Source organism: Bradyrhizobium guangdongense (assembly GCF_004114975.1).
GTDB classification, from domain to species: Bacteria; Pseudomonadota; Alphaproteobacteria; order Rhizobiales; family Xanthobacteraceae; genus Bradyrhizobium; species Bradyrhizobium guangdongense.
Genome location: NZ_CP030051.1, coordinates 7115430 through 7139111, shown reverse-complemented (window position 1 = coordinate 7139111; position 23682 = coordinate 7115430). Strand labels below are relative to the sequence as shown.

Here is a 23682-nt window from a genome sequence, read left to right as displayed (position 1 = left end):
AGGTTGCTGATGGCAAGAGCTGAAACAACACCGATCCTCGAGCTCGCCGGCATCGGCAAGGAGTTCGGCGCCATCCGTGCGCTGCACGACGTCGACATGCAGGTGCGCCCGGGCGAGGTGGTCGGGCTGATGGGCGACAACGGCGCCGGCAAGTCGACGCTGGTCAAGATCATCGCCGGCAATTTCCGCCCGACCCACGGCGAGATCCGCTTCGGCGGCAATGCCGTCCATTTCAATCGGCCGATCGACGCCCGCGCGGTCGGCATCGAGGTCGTCTATCAGGATCTCGCGCTCGCGGATAATCTGACCGCGGCTGCCAACGTGTTTCTCGGCCGCGAGCTGAAGCGCAAGTTCGGACCCATCGCGCTGCTCGACCACAAGGCAATGGCTTCCCGCGCGCTGGAGCTGTTCGGTGAGCTGCGCTCGGAAACGCGGCCCGACGATCTCGTCAAGCAGATGTCGGGTGGCCAGCGTCAGGCCGTCGCGATCGCGCGGACCCGGCTCTCCAATGCCAGGCTGGTGATGATGGACGAGCCGACGGCGGCGATCTCGGTCCGCCAGGTCGAGCAGGTGCTGGGCCTGATTCACCGGCTGAAGGAGCAGGGCGTCGCCGTGATGCTGATCTCGCACCGCATGCCCGACGTGTTCGCGGTGTGCGACCGCGTCGTCGTGATGCGCCGCGGCGAGAAGCGGGCCGACAAGCCGGTCCACGAGACGTCTCCGGAGGAAGTCACCGCCCTCATCACCGGCGCGAAGGAGGCGGCGTGATGGCCATGCCCATGGAATCTCCCGTCACGTTCTCCAACGTCGGCAAGAGCAAATGGTGGCAGCGTGGCATCTTCGCCTCCCAGACCGGCTATGTGCTGCTGGCGCTGGCGGTGCTGCTCGTCGTCATGCACTTCGCGAGCCCCTATTTCTTCACCGAAGGCAATATGCAGAACGTGGCGAAGAACTTTTCCTTCGTCGCGATCGCGACCCTCGGCGTCACCTTCGTCATCATCACCGGCGGGATCGATCTCTCCGTGGGATCGATGATGTGTTTCTCCGCGATCATCACCTCGATGGTGATGACCGAGCTTTCGACGCCCGGCGGGTTCGGCGCCTCGTTGTTCGTTCATATGGCAGCTGACGGCAAAACCGTGCTCGCCAACGTTCCGGGCCTGATCCTGCTGGTCTCGGTGCTGGCGGGACTTGTCGTCGCCTTGATCGTCGGTCTGGTCAACGGCTTCTGCATCGCAATGCTGGGGCTGTCGCCCTTCGTCACCACGCTCGGCATGCTCTCGATCGTGCGTGGCCTCTGCTATGTCGTCACCAACGGCCGTGGCAGTTTTCCGGGCGGGCCCGATGCCGACTATTTCTATGCGCTGACATCGGGCGACGTGCTCGGCGTGCCCGTTCCCTTCATCTATCTGGTGATCCTCGCGCTGGTGATGGCCGTGGTGCTGCATCACACCTCGTTCGGTCGCCATGTCTTCGCGCTCGGCGGCAACGAGAAGGCAGCGGAACTCACCGGCATTCCGGTCGTGCGGGTGAAGATCGAGGTCTATGTGATCTGCGCGCTTGCCGCCGGCCTGCAGGGGATCATCATCTCCGGCTGGCTCGGCTCCGCGCCGGCCAACATGGCGACCTCCTACGAGCTCAACGTGATCGCGGCCGCCGTGATCGGCGGCGCGAACCTCGCCGGCGGCATCGGTGGTCCGCTCGGGGCCATCGTGGGCTGCGTGCTGCTGGAAGTCATCCGCAACGGCCTCGTGCTGGCGCAGGTCTCTTCCTACTGGCAGCAGGCGCTGGTGGGCGTGATCATCATCCTGGCCGTGCTGGTCGACCGTATCCGTTCGCGGATGATTTGACGTGACGTCGTTACGGGAAGGCAACGAAAATCCTGCCTGTCCGCTTCCCGGACGAATCTTTCAGAGGATAGGCGCCAAACAAGGGTGGAGGAGACCATGAGGAAAATTCTTCTTGCCGGCATCGCGGTGGCGATGATGGCGACGCCGGCACTTGCCGCGAACTACCGTTTCGTGATCGTGCCGAAGGCGATGAACAATCCGTTCTTCGACTTCGCACGCGACGGCTGCGAGAAGCGCGCCAAGGAGCTTGGCAACATCGAGTGCATCTACAAGGGTCCGGTCGAGCATGAGCCGGCGACGCAGGCTCAGATCATCCAGGACTTCGTCACCCAGAAGGTCGACGGACTTGCGATCTCGGTAGCCGACGTTGCCGCCATGACCAAGTCGATCGAGGCGGCGTCAGCCGCCGGCATCCCCGTCATCACCTTCGATGCGGACGCGCCAGGCTCCAAGCGCATCGCCTATATCGGCACCAACAACAAGGAATTCGGCCTCGCGCTCGGCAAGCAATTGCTCAAGCTCCGTCCCGACGGAGGCAAATACGCCATGGTTTCCGGTGGTCCCGGCGCCAAGAACCTCGCCGAGCGTGTCGATGGCGTCCGCGAGGCGCTGAAAGGCTCGAAATGGACCGAGGTCTCGGGTTCGCCGACCTTCTGCAACGACGATCCCGCGCTCGCCGTGCAGCAGATGACCGATCTGCGCACCGCGACGCCCGACCTCGCCGCGATCGTTCCCGTCGGCGGCTGGCCGATGTTCGCGCCCGAGGGCTTCAAGGCCTTCGCCAGCAGGTACAAGAAGGATATCGACAGCGGCAAGTTCACCCTCGTCGTCGCCGATACGCTGAAGATGCAGCTCGAGCTGCTGCGCGATGGCTACGCCAATGCGCTGGTCGGTCAACGTCCGTTCGAGATGGGCGAGAAGGCGATGGATACGCTGCTCGCCATCAAGAAGGGCGAGAAGGTGCCGGAAATCGTCTACACCGGCCTTGATCTCGTGACCAAGGACAACGTCGCGCAGATGTTGAAGTAGCGGATGCTCCAACAGGAGTGCTGCCAGCCCCGCACTCCTGTTGCTCTCTCCCGCTTGCAGCCTCCGCAAGCGGGAGAGATACTCGCGTTGGGAAGGAACAAGAAGAATGAAACGTACGCGATTGGGCTCCCTCGACGTCACCGCAATCGGTCTCGGTTCCGCCCCGCTCGGCGGATTGTTCAGCCCCGTCAGCGACGCCGACGCGGAAGCAACGCTTGCAGCCGGCTGGTCGGCCGGCATCCGTTTCTACGACACCGCGCCGCTCTACGGCTTTGGCCTCGCGGAACGGCGGCTGGGCGCCTTCCTGCGGCGGCAGCCGCGGGAGTCCTATGCGATCTCGACCAAGGTCGGTCGCCTGTTGCGCGTGCCTGATGGCGCGGCGGTGGAGGATGATCACTACAAGGGCACGCCGCGTGAGCGGCCGGTCTTCGATTTCAGCCATGACGGCGTGATGCGGTCGGTGGAGGAGAGCCTGGTCAGGCTCGGGCTCGACCGCGTCGATGTCCTGCTCGTGCACGATCCCGATGATCATTATGACGAAGCCGTGGGTGGCGCCTTCCGCGCGCTGGAGCGGCTGCGCGCCGACGGCACGATCAAGGCGATCGGTGCCGGCATGAATCAGTCGGAGATGCTGGTTCGCTTCGCTGAAGCCGTGCCGGTCGACTGTTTCCTGCTCGCTGGCCGCTACACGCTGCTCGACCAGGGCGCGCTCGACGCGCTGTTTCCGGTCTGCACGGCGAAGAACATCGGTATCCTGCTCGGCGGCATCTACAACAGCGGCATCCTGGCGAATCCGCATATGGGCGCGAAGTTCAACTATGAGGATGCCGATCCGGCGCTGGTCGGGCGCGCGCTCGCGCTCGATGAACTCTGCCGCAAGCACGGCACCGAACTGAAGGCTGCCGCACTCCAGTTCTGCATGGCTCATCCTGCGGTGACGGTCGCGGTGATGGGGGCGCGCAACGCCGCCGAGGTCGCCGACAACATCGCGATGTCGGAGCGCAAGGTGCCGCAAGCCTTCTGGCAGGAGCTGCGCGCGCGTGGTCTCGTCGACGCGCGGGCGCCGCTGCCCGGCGGAGCGTGAGCCGTGATCATCGACGCCCACCAGCATTTCTGGGATCCTGCGCACGCCTGCTATCCCTGGATGAACGGCCCCGAGCTCGCGCCGATCCGCCGCCCCTTCGGCCCCGCCGATCTCGCGCCATTGCTGGAGGCGAACGGCATCGATGCCAGCATCGTGGTGCAATGCCGCTCCTCGGTCGCGGAGACCGAGGAATTCTTGGCCGTCGCGCATGCTACGCCCTCCGTCATCGGCGTCGTCGGCTGGGCCGACCTGACCGATGCCAAGCTTGGTGACACGCTCGATCGCCTGCGTGCACTGCCCGGCGGCGCAAAGCTGGTCGGTATCCGTCACCAGGTTCACGATGAGGCCGATCCCGACTGGCTGCTGCGTGCCGACGTCCAGCGCGGGCTTGCGGCGTTGTTCGCCCGCGATCTCGCCTACGACTTCCTCGTCCGCACCCGAGAGCTGCCAGCGGCGATTGCGACCGCGAAAGCGTTTCCGCAAGCCCGCTTCGTGCTCGACCATTCGGCAAAGCCGCCGATTGCGGACGGGGGCAGCGCCGAATGGGCCGACCGCATCGCGGCGGTTGCGGCATGCGGCAACGTCTGGTGCAAGGTCTCGGGCCTCGCGACGGAAGCGAAATGGAGCGATTGGGATGCGGAGCGGCTGTTTCCCTTCGTCCGGCATGTCGCGAATTGCTTCGGCGAGAACCGCCTGATCTTCGGCTCCGACTGGCCGGTGTGCCTGCTCGCGGGCAGCTACGGCGAGATCAAGAGCGCGCTGGAGACGTGTCTGGCGAAGCTGGGCGCGAGCGTACGCGAGAAGGCGTTTGGCGTGAACGCGAAGGCCGCGTATCGGCTGGCGGGTTAGGCTGCGCGCTCCACGTAGTCGTCCCGGCCTCCGCCGGGACGACGATCGAGTTTGTGGTCGCCCTCGTGCCTCACGCCCCCGCGGGCACCTGGTCCAGAAATCCCGTGATGCTTCTGATCCGCCCGTCCTTCAGCACGGCGAAATCAGTCCCCTTGATCGGGCTGTCGATGCCGTCGGGGCCAAGGCCCCACGAGAAGCGGACGTGGTCGCCGTAGCCGTTGGGCTCACCGATCAGCCTGAACCTGAAGTCCGGAAAGCGCTTCTGCACGCCTGCGATCAAGGCATCGATGCCGTCTCGGCCGTCGCCCTTCATCAGCGGGTCGACATAGCTCGCATCCGTGGTCCAGAACTCGCTGAGAAATTCGCGGCGGCGATTTTGCGCGCGCTCGTTCCAGAGATCGATATAGCGGCGGGCGATGGTGACATGGTCGGTCATGGTGCTCTCCTTCGATGGCGCCGTGGTCGGCTGTCGCAACTATCGAAGGTTCGCGGGCGAGGATCGATTACCTCGGAGATCATGGTTGCCTAAAAAGATGGAGCGCGATGATGGTCTCATCGCGCTCCGGCAGCATGCAGAATGACGGCGCGAATTACTTCGCCGCGATCACCATGATCTCGACGGTGTATTGCGGCGCCGCCAGCTTGGCTTCGACGGTGGCGCGGGCCGGGGTATTGCCGGGCGAGACCCAGCCGTCCCACACGGCGTTCATTTCCTGGAACGTCTTCATGTCGGTGATGTAGATGGTGGCGGACAGCAGCTTCGACTTGTCGGTGCCGGCCTTGGCGAGGTGGCCGTCGATGGTCTTCAGGATGTCCTGGGTCTGCTTGGTCACGCTTTCGCCGGCCGCGTTGCTGGCGACGACGCCGGCGAGATAGACGGTGTTGCCGTGCACGACGACCTGGCTCATGCGCGGGCCGGTCTCAAAACGCTGAATGCTCATTTACGGAATCTCCTTCGGGGAATGGCGGCCCTGTCTAGCGCAGCCCCCCGCGGCGAGCCACCCCGGCCATGCAGGCTTTGCCGTCCACGCATGCATGAACGACAATGCATGCGAGCAACCAGGCCGGCTGAAGTCCAAATCGTCTTCCGTGCTCACCCGCCACTACCCCACCGCTTTCGCCGCAGCGCGTCCGGCATTGCGGCCCGAGAACAGGCAGCCGCCGAGGAAGGTGCCCTCCAGCGAGCGATAGCCGTGCATGCCGCCGCCGCCGAAGCCCGCGGCTTCGCCGACGGCATAGAGCCCGGGAATGATCTGCCCTTCGCTGCCGAACACGCGCGAGTCGAGATCGGTCTCGAAGCCGCCGAGCGTCTTGCGCGTGAGGATGTTGAGCTTGACCGCGATCAGCGGCCCCTGCGCGGGATCGAGAATGCGGTGCGGCGCGGCCGTGCGGATCAGTTTGTCGCCGATGTAACGGCGCGCATTGTGGATGTTCATCACCTGCGCATCCTTGACGTAGGGGTTGGCGATCTCGCGGTCGCGCGCCTCGATCTGCATCTTGATCTCGTCGAGCTTGAGCAGATCGTTGCCGGCGAGCTTGTTCATGGCCGCGACGAGGTCCTCGATCCTGTCGCGCACGATGAAGTCGACACCATGGCTCTTGAACGCCTCCACGGGCGCCGGCGCGCCCTTGTTGGTGGCGCGGCGCAAGGTCATGCGCCAGCTTTTCCCTGTCAGGTCCGGATTCTGCTCGGAGCCCGACAGCGCGAACTCCTTCTTGATGATGGCCTGGGTCAGGATGAACCAGGAATAATCATGGCCTGTCGACATGATGTATTTGAGCTGGCCGAGCGTGTCCGATCCCGGGAAGAGCGGAGCCGGCAATCGCTTGCCCGTGGCGTCGAACCACATCGAGGAGGGGCCGGGCAGGATGCGGATGCCGTGGCGCGGCCAGATCGGCGACCAGTTCTTGATGCCCTCGACATAGTGCCACATGCGGTCGCGGTTGATCAGCCGCGCGCCTGATGTCTCGGTGATGCCGATCATGCGGCCGTCGACGTGCTCGGGCACGCCGGAGATCATGAATTTCGGCGGCTCGCCCAGCCGCTTCGGCCAGTTCGCCCGCACCAGATCGTGGTTGCCGCCGATCCCGCCGGAGGCCACGATCACGGCCTGCGCCTTCAGCGCGAACTCGCCGACGACGTCGCGCGACGAACTCTTGCCGCGCTCGACATTATCGGGTGCGAGGATCGCGCCGCTGACGCCGTCCACGGTCCCGTCAGTGATCGAGAGCGCATCGACACGATGGCGAAACTTGAAGGTCAACCGGCCGCTCTTGGCGGCCTCGCGCGCGCGGCGCTCGAACGGCTCGACGATGCCGGGGCCAGTGCCCCAGGTGACGTGAAAGCGCGGCACCGAATTGCCGTGGCCCATCGCATCATAGCCGCCGCGCTCGGCCCAGCCGACCACCGGGAAGATGCGATGGCCCATCGCACGCAGCCAGTCGCGCTTCTCGCCGGCGGCGAACGCGACATAGGCCTCGGCCCATTTGCGCGGCCAGACATCCTCCTCGCGGTCGAAGCCGGCGGTGCCGAGCCAGTCCTGCATCGCAAGCTCGAAGGAGTCCTTGATGCCGAGCCGGCGCTGCTCCGGCGAATCGACCAGAAACAATCCACCGAACGACCAGAACGCCTGGCCACCGAGCGATTGCTCGCCTTCCTGGTCGAGGACGATGACGCGCTTGCCGGCATCGGCGATCTCGGTCGCCGCCACCAGTCCCGATAGTCCTCCGCCGACGACAATGACGTCCGCCTGCTCAGCCATGAGTTCCCCCCTGTAGTTGCCCGGGATTGAAGCCAGTCGGCGCAACTGAGATCAAGGGCTTGTCGCGTAAGACATCCTTAACTTGTTCCACTTTGGGATCGAGGCCGGCCAAGTGCAGCGCGGACGCAACACTGGATTTGAATTTGTTTTGAGCAAGCCGGGCTGCCTAGACAAAACCGCAGAGTCGACGGACGCTGGGCGCGCATCACCACCTGACACGCAGATTCGAAAACGACTGGGGCGGGGAACAATGAAGTTTCTGACGGGGTTGCTTGCGGCGGTTTGCTTGATCGCTTGCATGGGGGCTTCTCACGCGGTGGTTCGGATCGCGGATGACCGCGGCGGCCGGATCGGAACCTACGTCGACAAGTACCAGGACCTGCGCCAATCAGGCGACACCGTCATCATCGATGGTCTCTGCGCCTCTGCCTGCACCATCGTGCTCGGCGCCATTCCCCACGACCGGATCTGCGTGACCTCGAGCGCGACGCTCGGCTTCCACGCCGCCTGGGATTTCGGCGCCAACGGCCGCGCCGTCACCAATCCCGAAGCGACCCAGATGCTCTATGCGATGTATCCCTCCCAGGTGAAGCGCTGGATCAAGGACCGCGGCGGCCTCACCCCGCACATGCTGTTCCTGAGGGGCAAGCAGCTGCAGGCCATGTACAAGCCCTGCTACCTCGACGCGCAGGCCTCGACCATCAAGCCGTCGCGTCGGCCGCTGCCGCAGTCGGACCAGCTCGAATCCGCCCGCGGCCAGTTACTGCACTGACTTTCTCAGCCTGACCGGACCGTCCTGGTCCGCCGCGGCGCCTTGCTTGCTGGCGGTGCCTTGCCCGCAGGCGGGCCAAGGCTTATCTGGAGCCCGGAACCGGGGCCTTCGCCCCGATCATTGCCATGGCTCAACCCATGCATCCGGCAAATCCTGTATCGGACAATTCGCCCAGTACCGGCCGGACGCCGGCCGTGCTGCTGTTGGCGGGCGCAAGCGTCGGCGGTCTTGTTGTGATCGGCGCGCTGGTGCTCTGGTTCCATTACGGCACCCAGGTGTTCTTCGAAATGATCAGAACCGGCTTCGCCGCCTGCTTCTGACCCGGAAAGTCTTCGCTCATGAGCTCCACCGCCCGTCCGCTGGTGATCGCCACCGCCTTCGCCGCAAGCCTCGTCCTCGGTCTCCTGGTGCTGTTCTGGGCGATGGGCGGGGTCAGCAAGGTGGCGCAGCCGGCCGCGATCGGCGGTCCGTTCCAGCTCACCGACCAGAATGGCAAGGCCGTCACCGACAAGAGCCTCAAGGGCAAGCCGACCCTGATATTCTTCGGCTACACCCATTGCCCCGACGTCTGCCCGACCTCGCTGTTCGAGATGTCGGAAGTGCTGCGCGCGATGGGCAAGGATGCCGACAAGGTCAACGCCGTCTTCATCTCGGTCGACCCCGAGCGCGACACGCCCGCGACCATGAAGGAGTACCTCTCGAGCTTCGATCCGCATCTCGAGGGCCTGTCCGGCGATCCCGCCGAGACCGCCAAGGTGATCACCTCGTACCGGGTCTATGCCAAGAAGGTGCCGACCAAGGACGGCGACTACACCATGGACCATACCGCGCTGATCTATCTGATGGACCGCGACGGGCGTTTCGTCTCGCCGTTCAACCTGAAACGGACCCCGGAAGAAGCTGCGGCGGACCTGAAGAAGTATCTCTAGGAAGGCGCAACGATCGCGCGGCGTCCTTGGTGCAACCTCTCCCGCTTGCGGGGGAGGTCGGCGCGAAGCGCCGGATGGGGGCTCTATCCTCTAGGAGAGTCTTCGTTGCCGAGACACCCTCTCCCAACCCTCCCCCGCAGGCGGGGGAGGGCGCGTACCTTCACCTTGGCTGCAATCGGCGCTCGCCTTCCCGGCCGGATGGTCTATAAGGCCTTCCGATCCCAATGAAATTCAGTCATTTTCGGCCGATGGCTCCATCGCAACAGGCGAAATCGTCCAAATCTGCCCGTGGCTTGCTGACGGGGCTGGTCGCCGCGGCGTGCCTGCTTGCAGGCCTGTCCGGCGTCCGCGCGCAAGTCCCGGCCAAGCAGCCGCCGGCGGCCCCTCAAGCCACGCCTAAGGTCGCGCCCCAAGCCGCACCCCAGGCCGTGCCCGGCTTCTGGGACCCAAGGCGGCGGCCGGAGCGGCCGGACCTGTCGCGCCTGACCGTGATCCGCTTCCTGACCGAGACCGACTATCCGCCGTTCAACTACACCGGCGCCGACGGTAATCCGGCCGGCTTCAACGTCGATCTCGCCCGCAGCCTGTGCGAGGAGATCAAGGTCAGCTGCACGGTGCAGATGCGCCGCTTCGAGACGCTGGTCGATGCGCTCACCTCCAACCGGGGCGATGCCATCATCGCATCCATGGCCGTGAGCCCGCAGCTGCGCGCGCGCGTCGACTTCACCGATCCCTATTACCGCGTGCCGGCGCGCTTCGCCTCGCGCAAGGATGCGGTGATGCCGGAGATCCGCCCCGAATATCTCGAAGGCAAGAAGGTCGGCGTCATCGCGGGCTCCGCGCATGAGGCGTATCTGAAAGCGATGTTCACCGACGCCGAGCTGCACGCCTATCCCAATGACGACGCATTGCGCGCCGCGCTGCGCAAGGGCGAGGTCGACTTCATCTTCGGCGACGCCATCTCGCTGGCGTTCTGGATCAACGGCACGGACTCCGGCGATTGCTGCGCCTTCTCCGGCGGCCCCTTCGTCGAGAGCCGCTTCTTCGGCGAAGGCGTCGGCATCGCCGTGCGCAAGGGCAACGACGTGCTGCGCCAGGCGCTGAACTGGGCCCTGTTCCGCGTCTGGGAAAAAGGCCGCTACACCGATCTGTGGCTGCGATATTTCTCGGTGAGCCCGTTCTAGCTTCTGCGCTGCTGCCTCATCGTCATTGCGAGGAGCCCGTGACAAAATTGCGGAGCAATTTTGCACTGGTGCGACGAAGCAATCCAGACTGTTTCCGCGGAGAGATTCTGGATTGCTTCGCGTCGCTCGCAATGACGGTGCGAGAGGCAATACCGCCCACAAAATTGCATTCTGCCCGGAAATCGCTATTTTCCGCGGCCCGGAGGCCCTTCTGAATGTCCGTTATCGATCCCAACATGAGCCCGAGCGATCTTCGTGCGCTCGCCGAACAATCCAACGCCTGGCCGTTCGAGCAGGCGAAGGCCATTGTCGCGCGGCTGAAGAAGAGCCCGAAGGACGAGGTGCTGTTCGAGACCGGTTACGGTCCCTCCGGCCTACCGCATATCGGCACGTTCGGCGAGGTCGCGCGCACCTCGATGGTGCGGCATGCCTTCCGGGTGCTGACCGAGGACAAGATCAGGACGCGCCTGCTCGCCTTCTCCGACGACATGGACGGCTTCCGCAAGGTGCCCGACAACGTGCCGAACAAGGAGTTGCTGGCGCAGTATCTCGGACGGCCGCTCACCGCGGTGCCCGACCCGTTCTCGAACGAGCATCCGTCCTTTGGCGACGCCAACAACGCGCGCTTGCGCGCCTTCCTGGACCATTTCGGCTTCGACTACGAGTTCGCGAGCTCGACCGTCTATTACAAGTCGGGCCGCTTCGATGCGACGCTGCTGAAGATGCTCGCCGCCTACGACAAGATCATGGACATCATCCTGCCGACGCTGGGTCCCGATCGCCGCGCCACCTATTCGCCGTTCCTGCCGATCAGCAAGACCACGGGAGTCGTGCTCCAGGTGCCGATGGTCCGCCGCGACGTCGCGGCCGGCACGGTGACCTATGTCGACCCCGATACCAACCAGGAAGTCGAAACGCCTGTTACCGGCGGCAACGTCAAGTGCCAGTGGAAAGCGGATTGGGCGATGCGCTGGGTTGCGCTCGGCGTCGATTACGAGATGGCCGGCAAGGACCTGATCGACTCGGTGAAGCTCTCGGGCGCGATCGCGCGGGCGCTCGGCGGCACACCGCCCGAAGGCTTCAACTACGAGCTCTTCCTCGACGAGAAGGGCCAGAAGATCTCGAAGTCCAAGGGCAACGGCCTCACCATCGACGAATGGCTGCGCTACGCCTCGCCGGAATCGCTGTCGCTGTTCATGTATCGCGAGCCGAAGGCGGCGAAGCGGTTGTTCTTCGACGTCATCCCGCGCCAGGTCGACGACTACCAGCAGTTCATCGACGGCTTTCAGAAGCAGGACGCCAAGCAGCAGCTCGGCAATCCGGTCTGGCACATCCACAACGGCAAGCCGCCGCAGGGCGACATGCCCGTCACGTTCCAGCTGCTGCTCACGCTGGTGTCGTCGTCGAACGCGGAGAACGCCGAAACGCTGTGGGGCTTCATCGGCCGCTATCGCCCCGGCGTGAGCCCGCAGACGCATCCGAAGCTCGATGCGATGGTCGGCTACGCCATCAACTATTATCGCGACTTCGTCGCGCCGACGAAGCAGTTCCGCGTGCCCACGGACACCGAGCGCGCCGCATTGCAGGACCTGCGCGATGCGCTGTCGCAGCTCCCGCAGGACGCTTCCGCCGAGGACATCCAGAACGTGGTCTACGAGATCGGCCGCCGCGAGCCGTTCCTCGACCAGGTCAAGAAGGGCAAGGACGGCCGCCCCGGCGTCACGCTCGACTGGTTCAACATGCTGTACCAGGTGCTGCTCGGCCAGGAGAAGGGCCCGCGCTTCGGCTCCTTCGTCGCGGTCTATGGCGTGCAGAACGCCGTCAACATGATCGACGGCGCGCTGGCGCGGAGCGCGTGAGGTATACCCTCGGCGTCATCGCCCGGCTTGACCGGGCGATCAGTAGTCCGAGACGGCTGTGATGAGGCCGAGACGCCGCGGCGTACTGGATTTCCCGCCTTCGCGGGGAATGACAGCGAGTAATACGGCGAACTCGCGGAGTGGCGCCACCCGCTCAAATCGACTTGAGCACGTAACGCCTGTTGTCCTTCTGCACCGGACGCGCGTTCATCGGATAGAGCTTTGCGAACGCGGCGACGTCGGCGGCTGAGACCTGGATCGGGTCGGTCAGCAGCAGCCATTCCACCACTTCCGAACACGGCGGCGTCGTCAGCGAGCCGGGATAGCGGAAATAGCTGAGCCTGTGCGGCAGCAGGGCGTGGGGATCGATGCCCGCATCCGCCTTCACCGCGGGGCCTTCCGCCGCCGGCATCGTCTTGACGATCTTGCCGAACGCCGCGTTCGGCTTGCCTTCCGCCATCAGCACGCCGACCACGGCGAGCCCGCCGGCCTCGTTGCGGTGGACGAAATGCGCCTCCATCGGAAAATTCTTGCCGCCGATCATGTGCTCGCTCGGGCGGTGGAAATGCACCTGCACCAGCTTGTATTTGACGTCGCCGAGAAGAAGCGTGCTGCCCTCGGCGAAGTTGAGCTGGATGGTGTGGCCGTTGTTGACGATGGTGTCGGCGCTCTTGCCCCAGTTCAGCTTCAGCGCCGGCAGCTGCGATTTGACCGTCGCCTCGATATCGATCGGCGATTGCTGCAGGCCGACCGCGCAGGCCTTGTTGGCCCCATCGAGATCGCCCCATTTTGCGGGGGCGCCGGCTCCCTCATAGCCCCAGTGCACGCCCTCGGCGGCGAAGGCCGGCTTGCACACCGGACAAAGCGCGAGACCTGCAAGCGCCTTCAATGCGTGACGACGATTCATTGTATTCCCCCTCAGCGAATTTGCTCGGTGATGCGCGCGCAACCTATGCGAGAGGAGATGTGAGTCGCAATGGCGAACGAGCGGCGGCCTTGAGCGCAGGTAGGTTCACACCTTCCGGCGAAATGTCTCCAGAACGGTCGCGACGATCTTTTGTCCGTCCTTGCGCAGCTTCCTCGGATCGTCTGTGTGAGGCAGCAGCAATCCGATCTTGCAGATCATGGCATCGATCATCCGGCTGAGCAGATCGACGTCATCCGCGTTGAGCTCGCCGTCGCGCTTCAGGGCCCGTAGCGTGGCGATCAAGAGCGCGGTCGGATAGGTCTCTTCGATTTCGCGATAACGCGGCTCGCCGAGCACGGCCTGCGCTTCCTGAATGACGATGCGGGCGTAGTCCGGCTCTTCACAGGCATCGAGATAGGCCTCGATCCCGGCGCTGAGGCGATCCCAGATCTTGCGCTCGTTTCGCGCCGCCGCCTCGATTCTGGCCGCTGCTTCGCGCTGCATGGCAACCACTACGGCGTCGAACAGCGCCTTCTTGTCCTCGAAGTGGTGATAGAACGCGCCTCGCGTGACCCGCGCCGCCCGGGAAATCGCCTCCATGCCCGCGGCTTGAAATCCGTTCGCTGCAAACGCTGCGCGACCGGCATCGAGCAGCGCCTGCCGCGTGGCCTCGCTGTATTCTTCCCGACGGCTTTTCGGAGGTTCTTTCGCCCGCATGGCGTGCAATCCTAAGGCTTGACGCGCCGGTATCAAGCAGCATATAACATACGCGGTGTATGTATTAAACGAGTAGATTGTATTTCGGGGGAGTCATGAACGGCGGACGCATGTATGAGCTGGCGGAGAAGCTGGCGATCGCCAAGAGCCGGCAGGACGTGGCCGCAGCATTGGAGGTTCTGCATCCGGAAATGGTTCTGGAAACGCCGGCTTTCGGCACGAGGGTGAAGGGGCTGGCCGAAAACGCGCGCATCCTGACGCGTTTCTTCAAATCCTTCCCCGACTATCACGTTACGCTGGATGGCCATGCCAGTTCCGCCGAGACGCTGGTCTGCTGGGGAACCGCGCGCATGACGATGACGGGGGACCGTTTCGGGGAGGTGCCGAACGGGCGCCGCGCGGAGCTGCCCGTGTTCATCGCCTTCGCCTTTCGCGACGACAAGATCGCGCATGAACGCTTCGTTTTCGACCTCTCCGAGCTCTGCGCCCAATCCGGCATCTCGACCGATGCCGCGAGACGCAAGCTGTTCGGCGAAGCCTCGCAGGCAGCGTAGGCCGCCTGCACAATCAACAGGACATCAAGGAGTGCCGGTCCATGGCTGATCCCCGCGTCAAATCCGTCGGCGACCTCGCGACCACGCATCTGTTCGACATCGTCGTCAATCTCGATCCACGGCTCAATTTCGGTGCGGGTCCTGTAGGGCAGCGCGTGCTGTTCGGTGCAGCCGGGGGCTCGTTTGAGGGGCCGCGGTTGCGTGGCGAGGTGCTGCGGGGCGGTGGCGACTGGGCGTTGTTTCGTGCCGATGGCGCCATGATGCTCGATGTGCGCCTGTCGCTGCGCACGCATGACGGCGAGCTGATCTACATGACCTATGGTGGCCGCTGGGTGACGCCGCAGGATTTACGCGCCGACATGGCCGATCCTGCTCGGCGCCTCCAAATCGATCCCTCTCGCTATTATTTCCGGACCAATCCGCTGTTCGAGACCGGGTCTCAACTCTATTCCTGGGTCAATGACGTCGTCTGCGTCGGCAAGGGCTATCTGGTTGAAGGTGCCGTCGCCTACAAGATCTTCGAAGTGCTGTGAGGCCTGCCGTGGATGCGTGGAGCGAGCTGCGTCAGGTCGGCAGTCGCGACGACAACGCCTCGCTGCCGCGATCGCTGGTCGCGGAGGCGCTCGGCACCGTATTTCTGCTCATTGCGATCGTCGGCTCTGGCATTCTCGGCGAACGGCTGGCGGCGGGCAACGTCGCGCTGGCGCTGCTCGCCAATGCGCTAGCGACAGGCGCTGCGCTCTATGCTCTGATCGTATGGCTCGCGCCGTTGTCGGGCGCGCATTTGAATCCGCTCGTCACGCTGGTCATGGCGATCCGCGGCGATATCGCGCTGCGATCTGCGGGATTTTACGTGCTGACCCAACTGGCCGGTGCCGTTGCCGGTGTCGCGATCGCCGATGCGATGTTCGACATGCCGCTCTATGCATTTTCGTCCCACCTTCGCAGCGGCCCGTCGCAGTGGCTGAGCGAGTTCCTGATTACGTTCGGTCTGATCGGAATGGTGTGGACCTGCTCGCGCCTGCGGCCGTCTGCACTTGCGGGGGTGGTGGCCGCCTATATCGGCGGCGGCTTCTGGTTCACAGCGACAGATTTTGCCAATCCGGCCGTCGCGCTCGCGCGCGCATTGACTGATACGTTCTCCGGAATTCGCCCGATGGACGTGCCGGGCTTCCTCGCGGCGGAGCTGCTCGGCGCTCTGACTGCTGTGTTGTTGTTTCGCTGGCTCGTGCCGAACACGCGTTGACGACGGCCGAGATCACTGGCTCGCCCATACGATTCGCGCGATCCAGGCAACCTCGCTTGTCATGAGCGTGCGCTCGGCCTGCGTTGCGCCGAGCGGCAGCAACTCCAATGCCTTCGCCGTGCGTCGCTTCAGCGTTGCCGCGATCACCTCGCCCGCCCCAATCTTCACCACGACACGGTCGCCTTTGCGGATCGGCGCGCCGCGCGAAACCAGGATGACGTCACCGTCGCGGTAGGCAGGTAGCAGCGCATCGCCGGAGATTGCCAGCGCGAAAGTGCTGCTGTCCTCGGCGACCGGCAGCGCGATCTCGCTCCAGCCTTTGCCGGACGGCAAGCCTTGCTCGTCGAACGCACCATTCGCGCTGGCGAGCGCGAAGCCGAGCAGCGGTACGGTGCGGCCGTTGCCGGAATGCTCGTCGATCAGCCTGGCAAAACTGTCGATCGACGAGTCCGCTGCTGCCAGCGCCTTGGCGATCGATTCGGTGGAGGGCCAGCGTTCGCGCCCGTCGGAGGTGACGCGTTTGGACTTGTTGAAGGTGGTCGGGTCCAGCCCGGCTCGCTTGGCAAGGCCGGACGGCGACAGCCCGGCGCCCGCGGCCAGACGATCCAGTGCGGCCCAGATCCGGTCGTGGGTCAGCATCCTCTGCGCTTTGGCCTGTTTGACCATGCTAGGTCCAGCCCGTCGCAACTCAGGAAAACTGTCCTCAAATCAACCGGTTTTCCGTTTTTCGCGCAAGGGGGCGGCAAGGCGTTCGCCAGCGAAATGGATGCCGGTTCGCGTTGAGAAAACGGGTCAAAACAACAATTTTCAGCCTCGCCCCAATTTCAGCCGATCCGAGCAGCCGTAACTCTTGAGTTCAGGGAAGGCGGCCTTTACGGTCGCGCCCCGGGTCCGCCCATAGGGTCCGAAAACCCCAACAGACTCAAAGAGCAAGCAGGACGCCGGAACAGGTGGTCAAGATCTACAAAATCTGTCCGGCCCCGGCCTGGCGCGAGGCGGAACGGCAGGGCGTGTACCGGGGGAGCGCGGATGATTCGCGCGATGGATTCATCCATTTCTCCACCGCGCCTCAGGTTCCGGAGACCCTGCGCAAGCACTATTTCGGCCAGCGCGCGCTGTTCCTGGTCGAGGTCGACAGCGATGCGCTCGGAAGTGCGCTGCGCTGGGAGCGCTCGCGCAACGAGGAGCTGTTTCCGCATCTCTATGGCGAGCTCGATCTCGGCGCCGTGCTCTCGGTGATAAACCTCAACATGCGCTCGGATGGCGGGCACGACGTTCCGGAGCTCGCCCCGTGATCCGCGCTTTCGATGCATTCTCGCTGCCGGTGCTGCGCTGGCTCGATCCGGAGGACGCGCATCGGCTCGCGATCCAGGGCTTGCGCTTCCTGCCGCCGGTGAAACCGCGGCCTGACGATCCCAAGCTCGCGGTGCGCGCTTTCGGGCTCAACTTCCCCAACCCGATCGGCATGGCCGCAGGCTTCGACAAGAGCGCGGAAGTCCCCGACGCGCTGCTGCGGCTCGGCTTCGGCTTCGTCGAGATCGGCTCGGTCACGCCGAAACCGCAAGCCGGCAATCCCAGGCCGCGGCTGTTTCGGCTCGAGCGCGACGAGGCCGTCATCAATCGCATGGGCTTCAACAATGACGGCGCGGACGCGGTGCTGCGCCGGCTTGCCGCGCGCGCGGCCAACGGCGGCATCGTCGGCGTCAATGTCGGCGCCAACAAGGATTCGCCCGACCGTGTCGCCGACTACGTCAAGCTGATCGAGACCTTCGCGCCGGTCGCGGGCTATTTCACAGTCAACGTCTCCTCGCCCAATACGCCCGGCCTGCGCAATTTGCAGGAAGGGGCGCTGCTCGACGATCTGCTCGGACATGTGATCGATGCCCGCGAGCGCGTCAGGCAGAAGGCCGGCGACACGCCGGTGCTGCTGAAAATCGCGCCCGACCTCAGCCTCGCCCAGCTCGACGATGTCGTTCAGGTCGCGCGCTCGCGCCGGGTCGACGGCATGATCGTGTCGAACACGACGATCGCGCGGCCGAGCACGCTGCGCGAGGAGATGCGCGCGAAGGAGCAGGGCGGCCTGTCCGGCCGGCCGCTGTTCCGTCTGTCGACGCGCATGGTCGCGGAAACCTATGTGCGCGTCGAAGGCGCATTCCCGTTGATCGGCGTCGGCGGCGTCGATTCCGGCGGCGCCGCGCTGACGAAGATCCGCGCCGGTGCCAGCCTGATCCAGCTTTATTCCTCGCTGGTCTACAAGGGCCTCGGCCTCGTCGACGAGATCAAGCGCGATCTGACCTCGACCTTGCTGCGCACCGGGCGGGATTCGTTGTCGGAGATCGTCGGCGCCGATGCCGCCACACTCACCGCCGAAGACTGGCCGGGGATGTAGTTCTTTCGCCTCTCCCCGCCTGCGGGGAGAGGCCGGATTGCATCGGAGATGCAATCCGGGTGAGGGGGACTCTCCGCGGGTCCAATTCTCACCGTCCTTGCGGAGACTCCCCCTCACCCCGACCCTCTCCCCGCAAGCGGGGCGAGGGGGAGGAAAACGTCGCCCGATACAGCGCCGGATACCGCGCGCCCTGCAACCCGCCACGCGCCAGGTAGAACGCGAGCAGCGCGCACCACAGTCCGGCATTGCCGAGAGATTGCAGCGCCCACCATACCCCCATGAAGATCGCGAGCGAGACCAGCATCAGATTGCGCATTTCGCGCGCCCAGGTGGCGCCGACATAGATGCCGTCGAAGCCGAACGCGAACACGCCGGGAATCGGTGCCAGCACGATGAACGGCAGGAAGTCGCGCGCGGCGCGGCGGACGTCCTCGCTCGCCGTCATGAAGTTGATGATGTCAGGGCCGAACAGCGCGAACAGCACCGCGACCACCAATGCGAAGCCGAGGCCCCACAGCAGCACCAGCCGGGTCGAATCGGCAAACCCCCTTGCATCGCGCGCGCCGAAGCTGCGGCCGCAGAGCTGCTGGGCGGCGTTGGCGAGGCCATCGAGGAAGAAGGCGCTGACAAGCAGGAAATTGTTGAGTACGGAGTTCGCCGCCAGCGTGACGTCGCCGGCGCGCGCGCCCTTGGCGGTGAAGAACAGGAAGACGGTGATCAGCGCCGCGGTGCGGATCATGATGTCGGAGTTCACCGACAGCAGCCGCATCAGCTTGGCGCGATCGAACAGCGTCGCGCGCGGCACGGCAAAGCCGCCATGCGCGTGGCGACGGCACACGATGACGCCGAGCACGAAGCCGATGCTCTCCGACAGCAGCGCGGCGACCGCCGCGCCCGCGATGCCGGTGTCGTAGACCAGCACCAGCAGTATCGTCGCCGCCATGTTGATGAGGTTGATGACGACCTGGAGCGCGAGTGCCGGATTGGCGCGAGCCTGTCCTACCAGCCAGCCGAGAATGACGTAGTTGGCGAAGGCGAACGGCGACGACCAGATCCGGATCATGAAATAGGTCTTGGCTGCGTGCGTGACGCCCGCGCTGCCGCCCATCAGGTCGAACAGCGCACCGGCCAGCGGCATCTGCAGCAAGATTAGAGCGCCGCCGATCAGGCCTGCGACGATGAAGCCGCGCACCAGGATCACGGTCTGCCCGCGCGTCTCGCCGGCGCCGAGCGCCTGCGCGGTGAAGGCGAGCGTGCTCATGCGCAGGAAGCCGAACAGCCAGAACAGGCAGTCGAAGATCACGGAGGCCATCGCGACGCCGCCGAGCAGCGCGGCATCGTCGAGCCGGCCGATCGCCGTGGTCGAGACCACGCCGATCAGCGGCGTCGTCAGGTTTGCCACCATCGCGGGGCCCGCGATGGCGAACACCTGGCGCGAGCCGACCCTTTGAGGAAGCGGTGCGTTCATCTCAGAGCACCAGCACCATGCCGTCTTCGGCCGCGAGATGCTCAATCGTGTCGAGACGCGACAGCACGTCATCGCTCATATGGGTGAGGACGAGGCGCTTTGCGCCGATCTTTGGCAGATGCTGTTCCAAGGTCTTCAGGCTGAGATGGTTCTTGACCACCTTCTCGTACATATAGGCTTCGGCGATGAAAAGGTCCGCGCCATGCGCCAGCGGAATGAGCGCCTCCGTCCATTCGGTGTCGGCGCTGTAGGCGAGCGTGCGGCCTTCGACTTCGATGCGGTAGGCGAGGAACGGCCCGCCGGACTCGCCGTGCACGACCGGGTAGGGCGTCACCATCACCGGGCCGAAGCTGCGGCTCTGCTCCGGCGCCAGTTCGACGACGTCGAGTTCGAACCGCTGCCTGGTTTTGGAGGAGTGCTCGAACAGCACCTCCATGACTTGGCTGAGCCGTGTTTGGATGCCCTCAGGACCCGCAATCGTCAGCTCCTTTGTCCGCCGCGCGAATTGGGCGTCGAGCAGCAAGAACGGCAGGCCGGCAAAATGGTCGCCGTGGAAATGCGTGATGAGAATGAGATCGATCTCGTTCCGCTCGATCTCGAGCCGCTTCAACGCCGGCAGCGCCGACGCGCCGCAATCGATCAGGAAATTCGCGGTGCGACCCGAGACATGGAAACAGGTGTTGAGCCTGCCGCCGGAACCGAAGGCGTCGCCGCAGCCGACAAAGCGGAGTTGCATCGGCTGCGGGCTCCCTGTGTCCGACCCCATTCAGCGGCGTGGCGAGCCGAACAGGCGCGACAAGAACCAGATCGGGATCACGATGACAGCGCCGAGCAGGAAGTAGCGCCACAGCCAGTTCACGGCATCGAAGCCGAGATCCCACAGCCGCTGGAACAGCAGGCGGATGCTGATGAGGATATTCCAGGGATCGAAGCCGATCGCCGCCAGCACGACGCCGACCAGGATCGAGAGCAGCACCAGGCGAAACGCGACCGCCAGCGGCGAACCGCCGAGAAAGCGGTGCAGGCCATCGCTGGGACCGGCCGGCAAATCTCTGACGTCGGGGCGCATCGCAAACTCCTTCAGATTCGTCCCCATTATAGGGCACGGCCAGGGACATGGGGAACCCGTAACGGCGCGTCAATCGGCTTACCGGAGTTTAATTCAGGCGCGCTGGGAAGACGGATTGGTGCAATTCAGTCGGGCCGCGGGCGCTTAACCTCTCCCGCTTGCGAGAGAGGTCGCGCCGAAGGCGCGGGTGAGGGCTTTGTCCGCTGGCGGAATCCCAAGGCGGAGACAGCCCTCTCGCCGTCTCCCGCAAGCGGGCGGTGGAGCGCACCGCCTTCGCGGTGACCATTCACGCTTCAATCTCCGCCGCCTCTTCCTTCAGCATCCGTTCCAGCGTCTCCAGCCTGTCCGCCTCCCGCGGCGGCTTGTCCCAGCGCAGGCGGCTGATGCGGGGAAAGCGCATCGCGACGCCGGATTTGTGCCTGGGCGAGCGTTGCAGCCCCTCGAAGGCAACCTCCAGCACCAGCCCCTTGTCGCCCTCGTGCACGACGTGGCGGACGGGACCGAATTTCTCCGTGGTGTTGCGGCGGACGAAGCGGTCGATCTGCAGCAGCTCCTCGTCGGTGAAGCCGAAATAGGCTTTTCCGACCGGGACGAGCTCCTCGCCATTCTCGGTCCCGGTCCAGACGCCGAAGGTGTAGTCCGAGTAGTAGGACGATCGCTTGCCGTGGCCGCGTTGCGCATACATCAGCACGGCATCGATGATGTGCGGATCGCGCTTCCATTTCCACCATTGCCCTTTCGGCCGCCCCGGCAGATAGGGCGCATCGCGCCGCTTCAGCATGACGCCTTCGACGGCATCGGCGTCCTCGCCGGCGCCGGCACTTGCGGGATCGGCGCGCGCGGCGGTGAGTGCGCCCCAGCTCGCGAAGGGAACGGTGGGGGAGAGATCGATACGGGGATCGTCGAGCTTTGCGATGAACCTCTCGAGATGCTCGCGCCGTTCCGCGAACGGCAGTTCGCGCAGATCGTTCTCGTCGTCGCCGAGCAGATCATAGGCGCGCAGGTGAATCGGAAATTCCTTGATCAGCTTTGGCGAAACGACCTTGCGATTGAGCCGCTGCTGAAGCACGTTGAAACTCTGCACGCGCCCTTCGCGCAGGATCAACAGCTCGCCGTCGATCGCGCCGGGCAGGCGCAGGGACGGCACGAGGTCCGGGAAGCTGCCGGTGATGTCTTCGCCGGTGCGTGAGTAAAGTCGCGCGGTGATCTGGCCGCCGTCGTCGCGGCCGGCGACGGCCTGCACGCGGATGCCGTCCCATTTCCATTCGGCGATGTAGTCGGCAGGATCGAGGCTCGCGAAATCGCTGTCCTCGATCGCATGCGCCAGCATCACCGGGCGGAACGGCGCGGGATCACGATTGACCGGCTTCTCGGCGCGGCCTTCCAGCCAGGCGAACAGGTCAAGATAGGGCGGGATGAGCCCGGGCCAGATCAGCTCGACCTCATGCGGGTCCTTGTCGCCGAGCGCGGCCGCCGCCGTCTTCGCCAGCCGCGCAGAGATGCCGATGCGCATCGCGCCGGTGACGAGTTTCAGGAGCGCCCAGCGGCCGGTCTCGTCGAGCTCGTCGAGCCAGCGTTCGAGCTGCCTTGGCAATTCGGTCTTGCCGAGCGTGCGCAGCGTGGTGACGACTTCGGTGAGCGTCGGGGGCGGCGGGTTGTTGTGGGCGGCCATCGCGGCTCTCGGCCACATCAGCGCCACCGTCTCCGAGAGATCGCCGACGTAGTCGTAACTCAGCCCGAACAGCACCTCGTCGGTGCGCGAGGCGATGAGATCGCGGATCAGCGCGGGCTTGGCGTGCTTGAAGCTGAGCGCGCCGGTGAGTGCCGCGAGCGCATAGCCGCGGTCGGGATCGCCGACCTCGCGGAAATAGCCGGACAGCAGCCGGAGCTTGTTGTTGCGGCCGGGCTCATAGGCGAGACGATCGAGCAGTTCGGCGAAGCGATTCATGCTTCGGCCTCGTCTTGAACCGGTGTCTCGCCTTCCTCCTCGCCATAGCCGACGAGATCGAGCGGCCGCGCGCGCAGACCTTGCGTCTTGCACCAATGCACCAGCGCATCTTCCTGGCCGTGGGTGACCCAGATCTCGCCGGCGCCGGTCGCCGCGATCGTTGCGGTGAGGCCGTCCCAATCGGCGTGGTCGGAGATCACAAGCGGCAGTTCGATGCCGCGCTGTCGGGCGCGGGCGCGCACCCGCATCCATCCCGACGCGAACGCGGTGACGGGATCGGGAAAGCGGCGCGTCCAGAGGTCTGCGGTCGCCGACGGCGGCGCCAGCGTGATGGTACCGGCGAGTGCCGCCTTCTTCATGCCCATCGCCGGCCGGAGCTCGCCGAGCGCGATGCCGCGGCTCTGGTAGTAATGCGTGATCGTCTCCATCGCGCCATGCAGATAGATCGGCGCGTCATAGCCGGCCTGGCGGAGCAGCGCGATCACGCGCTGCGCCTTGCCGAGCGAGTAGGCGCCGACGAGATGCGCCCGCTCCGGAAACAGCGCGACCGAGGCGAGCAGCTTCTTCACCTCCTCGCTCGCATCGCCGTGGCGAAACACCGGCAGGCCGAACGTGGCTTCGGTGATGAAGACGTCGCAAGGCACCAGCTCGAACGGGACGCAGGTCGGGTCGGGCGCATCCTTGTAGTCGCCGGACGCGACGATGCAGGTGTCCTTGCACGTGACCGCGATCTGCGCCGAGCCCAGCACGTGGCCGGCCGGGTGGAATTTCACTTTGACGTCGCCGAGCCTGAGCTCCTGGCCGTAGCCGATCGCTTGCGTCGAGCCGGCAAAATCCTCGCCGTAACGCAGCCGCATCATGTCGAGCGTTTCCTGCGTCGCCAGCACGGCGCCATGGCCGGCGCGGGCGTGGTCGGAATGGCCGTGGGTGATCACGGCCCGCGCGACGGGGCGGAGGGGGTCGATGTGGAAGCCGCCGGGCCTGCAGCACAGGCCGTCAGCAGTTGGCAGCAGGATGTCTTGCGGGCGCATTTCTGTCATATAGGCTGGCTTGCCAATTCTTCGAG

The 23682-nt window shown here is 65.1% G+C and carries 26 protein-coding genes; 15 read left to right on the top strand and 11 right to left on the bottom strand.

Going from position 1 to position 23682, the window contains the following annotated elements:
- Positions 1 to 9 precede the first annotated feature (9 nt).
- The 5 genes from X265_RS34205 (at position 10) to X265_RS34185 (ending at position 4812) form a co-directional block, all read left to right on the top strand.
- Positions 10 to 768, top strand: coding sequence for an ATP-binding cassette domain-containing protein (locus X265_RS34205; protein WP_128968824.1), 759 nt, complete (start codon positions 10 to 12; stop codon positions 766 to 768).
- Positions 768 to 1850: an ABC transporter permease gene (locus tag X265_RS34200; protein ID WP_164938930.1), complete on the top strand. Its 1083-nt coding sequence runs from the start codon at positions 768 to 770 to the stop codon at positions 1848 to 1850. The genes X265_RS34205 and X265_RS34200 overlap by 1 nt, the downstream gene beginning before the upstream one ends.
- Positions 1851 to 1946: 96 nt before the next feature.
- The gene (locus tag X265_RS34195; protein ID WP_164938929.1) at positions 1947 to 2879 is read left to right on the top strand and encodes a sugar-binding protein; all 933 of its coding nucleotides are present in this window, start codon (positions 1947 to 1949) and stop codon (positions 2877 to 2879) included.
- Between the two features lie 106 nt (positions 2880 to 2985).
- Positions 2986 to 3963, top strand: a complete 978-nt coding sequence (locus X265_RS34190) for an aldo/keto reductase (RefSeq protein ID WP_128968821.1) — start codon at positions 2986 to 2988, stop codon at positions 3961 to 3963.
- A 3-nt stretch (positions 3964 to 3966) separates the two neighbouring features.
- Positions 3967 to 4812, top strand: a complete 846-nt coding sequence (locus X265_RS34185; protein ID WP_128968820.1) for an amidohydrolase family protein — start codon at positions 3967 to 3969, stop codon at positions 4810 to 4812.
- Positions 4813 to 4882: 70 nt separating this feature from the next.
- On the opposite strand, the gene X265_RS34180 is transcribed toward X265_RS34185, so the two are convergent.
- The 3 genes from X265_RS34180 to X265_RS34170 all read right to left on the bottom strand — a co-directional run bounded on the left by X265_RS34180 (position 4883) and on the right by X265_RS34170 (position 7574).
- A complete protein-coding gene (locus X265_RS34180) occupies positions 4883 to 5248 on the bottom strand; it encodes a nuclear transport factor 2 family protein (protein WP_128968819.1) in 366 nt (121 codons plus the stop codon).
- A gap of 154 nt (positions 5249 to 5402) precedes the next feature.
- Positions 5403 to 5753, bottom strand: a complete 351-nt coding sequence (locus X265_RS34175) for a RidA family protein (RefSeq protein WP_128968818.1) — start codon at positions 5751 to 5753, stop codon at positions 5403 to 5405.
- Positions 5754 to 5915: 162 nt separating this feature from the next.
- Entirely contained in the window at positions 5916 to 7574 is a 1659-nt protein-coding gene (locus X265_RS34170) for an FAD-binding dehydrogenase (RefSeq protein ID WP_128968817.1), read from the bottom strand.
- 250 nt (positions 7575 to 7824) lie between these two features.
- Here X265_RS34170 and X265_RS34165 point away from each other — a divergent pair, with 250 nt between their 5' ends.
- From X265_RS34165 to X265_RS34140, 5 genes are all read left to right on the top strand, one after another.
- On the top strand, positions 7825 to 8346 hold the full coding sequence (locus X265_RS34165; protein ID WP_164938928.1) for a hypothetical protein: 522 nt from the start codon (positions 7825 to 7827) through the stop codon (positions 8344 to 8346).
- A 125-nt stretch (positions 8347 to 8471) separates the two neighbouring features.
- Complete coding sequence (locus X265_RS34160; RefSeq protein ID WP_128968815.1) at positions 8472 to 8666, top strand: hypothetical protein; 195 nt, start codon at positions 8472 to 8474, stop codon at positions 8664 to 8666.
- Positions 8667 to 8684: 18 nt separating this feature from the next.
- Complete coding sequence (locus X265_RS34155; protein ID WP_128968814.1) at positions 8685 to 9275, top strand: SCO family protein; 591 nt, start codon at positions 8685 to 8687, stop codon at positions 9273 to 9275.
- A 248-nt stretch (positions 9276 to 9523) separates the two neighbouring features.
- Positions 9524 to 10459 carry an ABC transporter substrate-binding protein gene (locus X265_RS34145; RefSeq protein WP_128968813.1) on the top strand — a complete coding sequence of 312 codons (936 nt, stop codon included), beginning with the start codon at positions 9524 to 9526 and terminating at the stop codon, positions 10457 to 10459.
- Positions 10460 to 10674: 215 nt separating this feature from the next.
- On the top strand, positions 10675 to 12318 hold the full coding sequence (locus tag X265_RS34140) for a lysine--tRNA ligase (RefSeq protein ID WP_128968812.1): 1644 nt from the start codon (positions 10675 to 10677) through the stop codon (positions 12316 to 12318).
- 154 nt (positions 12319 to 12472) lie between these two features.
- On the opposite strand, the gene X265_RS34135 is transcribed toward X265_RS34140, so the two are convergent.
- The gene (locus X265_RS34135) at positions 12473 to 13225 is read right to left on the bottom strand and encodes a carbonic anhydrase (protein WP_164938927.1); all 753 of its coding nucleotides are present in this window, start codon (positions 13223 to 13225) and stop codon (positions 12473 to 12475) included.
- Between the two features lie 105 nt (positions 13226 to 13330).
- Positions 13331 to 13942, bottom strand: a complete 612-nt coding sequence (locus X265_RS34130; protein ID WP_128968810.1) for a TetR/AcrR family transcriptional regulator — start codon at positions 13940 to 13942, stop codon at positions 13331 to 13333.
- Positions 13943 to 14037: 95 nt separating this feature from the next.
- On the opposite strand from X265_RS34130, the gene X265_RS34125 reads away from it, so the two are divergent.
- From X265_RS34125 to X265_RS34115, 3 genes are read left to right on the top strand one after another with little or no spacing between them, the layout of a single operon-like run.
- Positions 14038 to 14496 carry an ester cyclase gene (locus X265_RS34125; RefSeq protein ID WP_128968809.1) on the top strand — a complete coding sequence of 153 codons (459 nt, stop codon included), beginning with the start codon at positions 14038 to 14040 and terminating at the stop codon, positions 14494 to 14496.
- Between the two features lie 41 nt (positions 14497 to 14537).
- On the top strand, positions 14538 to 15029 hold the full coding sequence (locus X265_RS34120; protein WP_128968808.1) for a DUF3237 domain-containing protein: 492 nt from the start codon (positions 14538 to 14540) through the stop codon (positions 15027 to 15029).
- A gap of 8 nt (positions 15030 to 15037) precedes the next feature.
- Entirely contained in the window at positions 15038 to 15742 is a 705-nt protein-coding gene (locus tag X265_RS34115) for an aquaporin (protein ID WP_373291711.1), read from the top strand.
- 12 nt (positions 15743 to 15754) lie between these two features.
- Here X265_RS34115 and X265_RS34110 read toward each other — a convergent pair whose 3' ends face one another.
- Positions 15755 to 16408, bottom strand: a complete 654-nt coding sequence (locus X265_RS34110) for a S24 family peptidase (protein WP_128968807.1) — start codon at positions 16406 to 16408, stop codon at positions 15755 to 15757.
- Between the two features lie 284 nt (positions 16409 to 16692).
- On the opposite strand from X265_RS34110, the gene X265_RS34105 reads away from it, so the two are divergent.
- Both X265_RS34105 and X265_RS34100 read left to right on the top strand, forming a co-directional pair.
- Positions 16693 to 17037: a DUF952 domain-containing protein gene (locus X265_RS34105; protein WP_128968806.1), complete on the top strand. Its 345-nt coding sequence runs from the start codon at positions 16693 to 16695 to the stop codon at positions 17035 to 17037.
- On the top strand, positions 17034 to 18131 hold the full coding sequence (locus tag X265_RS34100) for a quinone-dependent dihydroorotate dehydrogenase (RefSeq protein ID WP_128968805.1): 1098 nt from the start codon (positions 17034 to 17036) through the stop codon (positions 18129 to 18131). The genes X265_RS34105 and X265_RS34100 overlap by 4 nt, the downstream gene beginning before the upstream one ends.
- Before the next feature lie 88 nt (positions 18132 to 18219).
- On the opposite strand, the gene X265_RS34095 is transcribed toward X265_RS34100, so the two are convergent.
- The 5 genes from X265_RS34095 to X265_RS34070 all read right to left on the bottom strand — a co-directional run bounded on the left by X265_RS34095 (position 18220) and on the right by X265_RS34070 (position 23647).
- Complete coding sequence (locus X265_RS34095; protein ID WP_128968804.1) at positions 18220 to 19599, bottom strand: MATE family efflux transporter; 1380 nt, start codon at positions 19597 to 19599, stop codon at positions 18220 to 18222.
- Between the two features lies 1 nt (position 19600).
- Complete coding sequence (locus X265_RS34090) at positions 19601 to 20335, bottom strand: MBL fold metallo-hydrolase (RefSeq protein WP_128968803.1); 735 nt, start codon at positions 20333 to 20335, stop codon at positions 19601 to 19603.
- Positions 20336 to 20365: 30 nt separating this feature from the next.
- Positions 20366 to 20668, bottom strand: a complete 303-nt coding sequence (locus tag X265_RS34085; protein ID WP_128968802.1) for a DUF6460 domain-containing protein — start codon at positions 20666 to 20668, stop codon at positions 20366 to 20368.
- A 286-nt stretch (positions 20669 to 20954) separates the two neighbouring features.
- Positions 20955 to 22616, bottom strand: coding sequence for an ATP-dependent DNA ligase (locus X265_RS34075; RefSeq protein ID WP_128968801.1), 1662 nt, complete (start codon positions 22614 to 22616; stop codon positions 20955 to 20957).
- Complete coding sequence (locus tag X265_RS34070) at positions 22613 to 23647, bottom strand: ligase-associated DNA damage response exonuclease (protein ID WP_128969510.1); 1035 nt, start codon at positions 23645 to 23647, stop codon at positions 22613 to 22615. The genes X265_RS34075 and X265_RS34070 overlap by 4 nt, the downstream gene beginning before the upstream one ends.
- Positions 23648 to 23682: the final 35 nt, after the last annotated feature.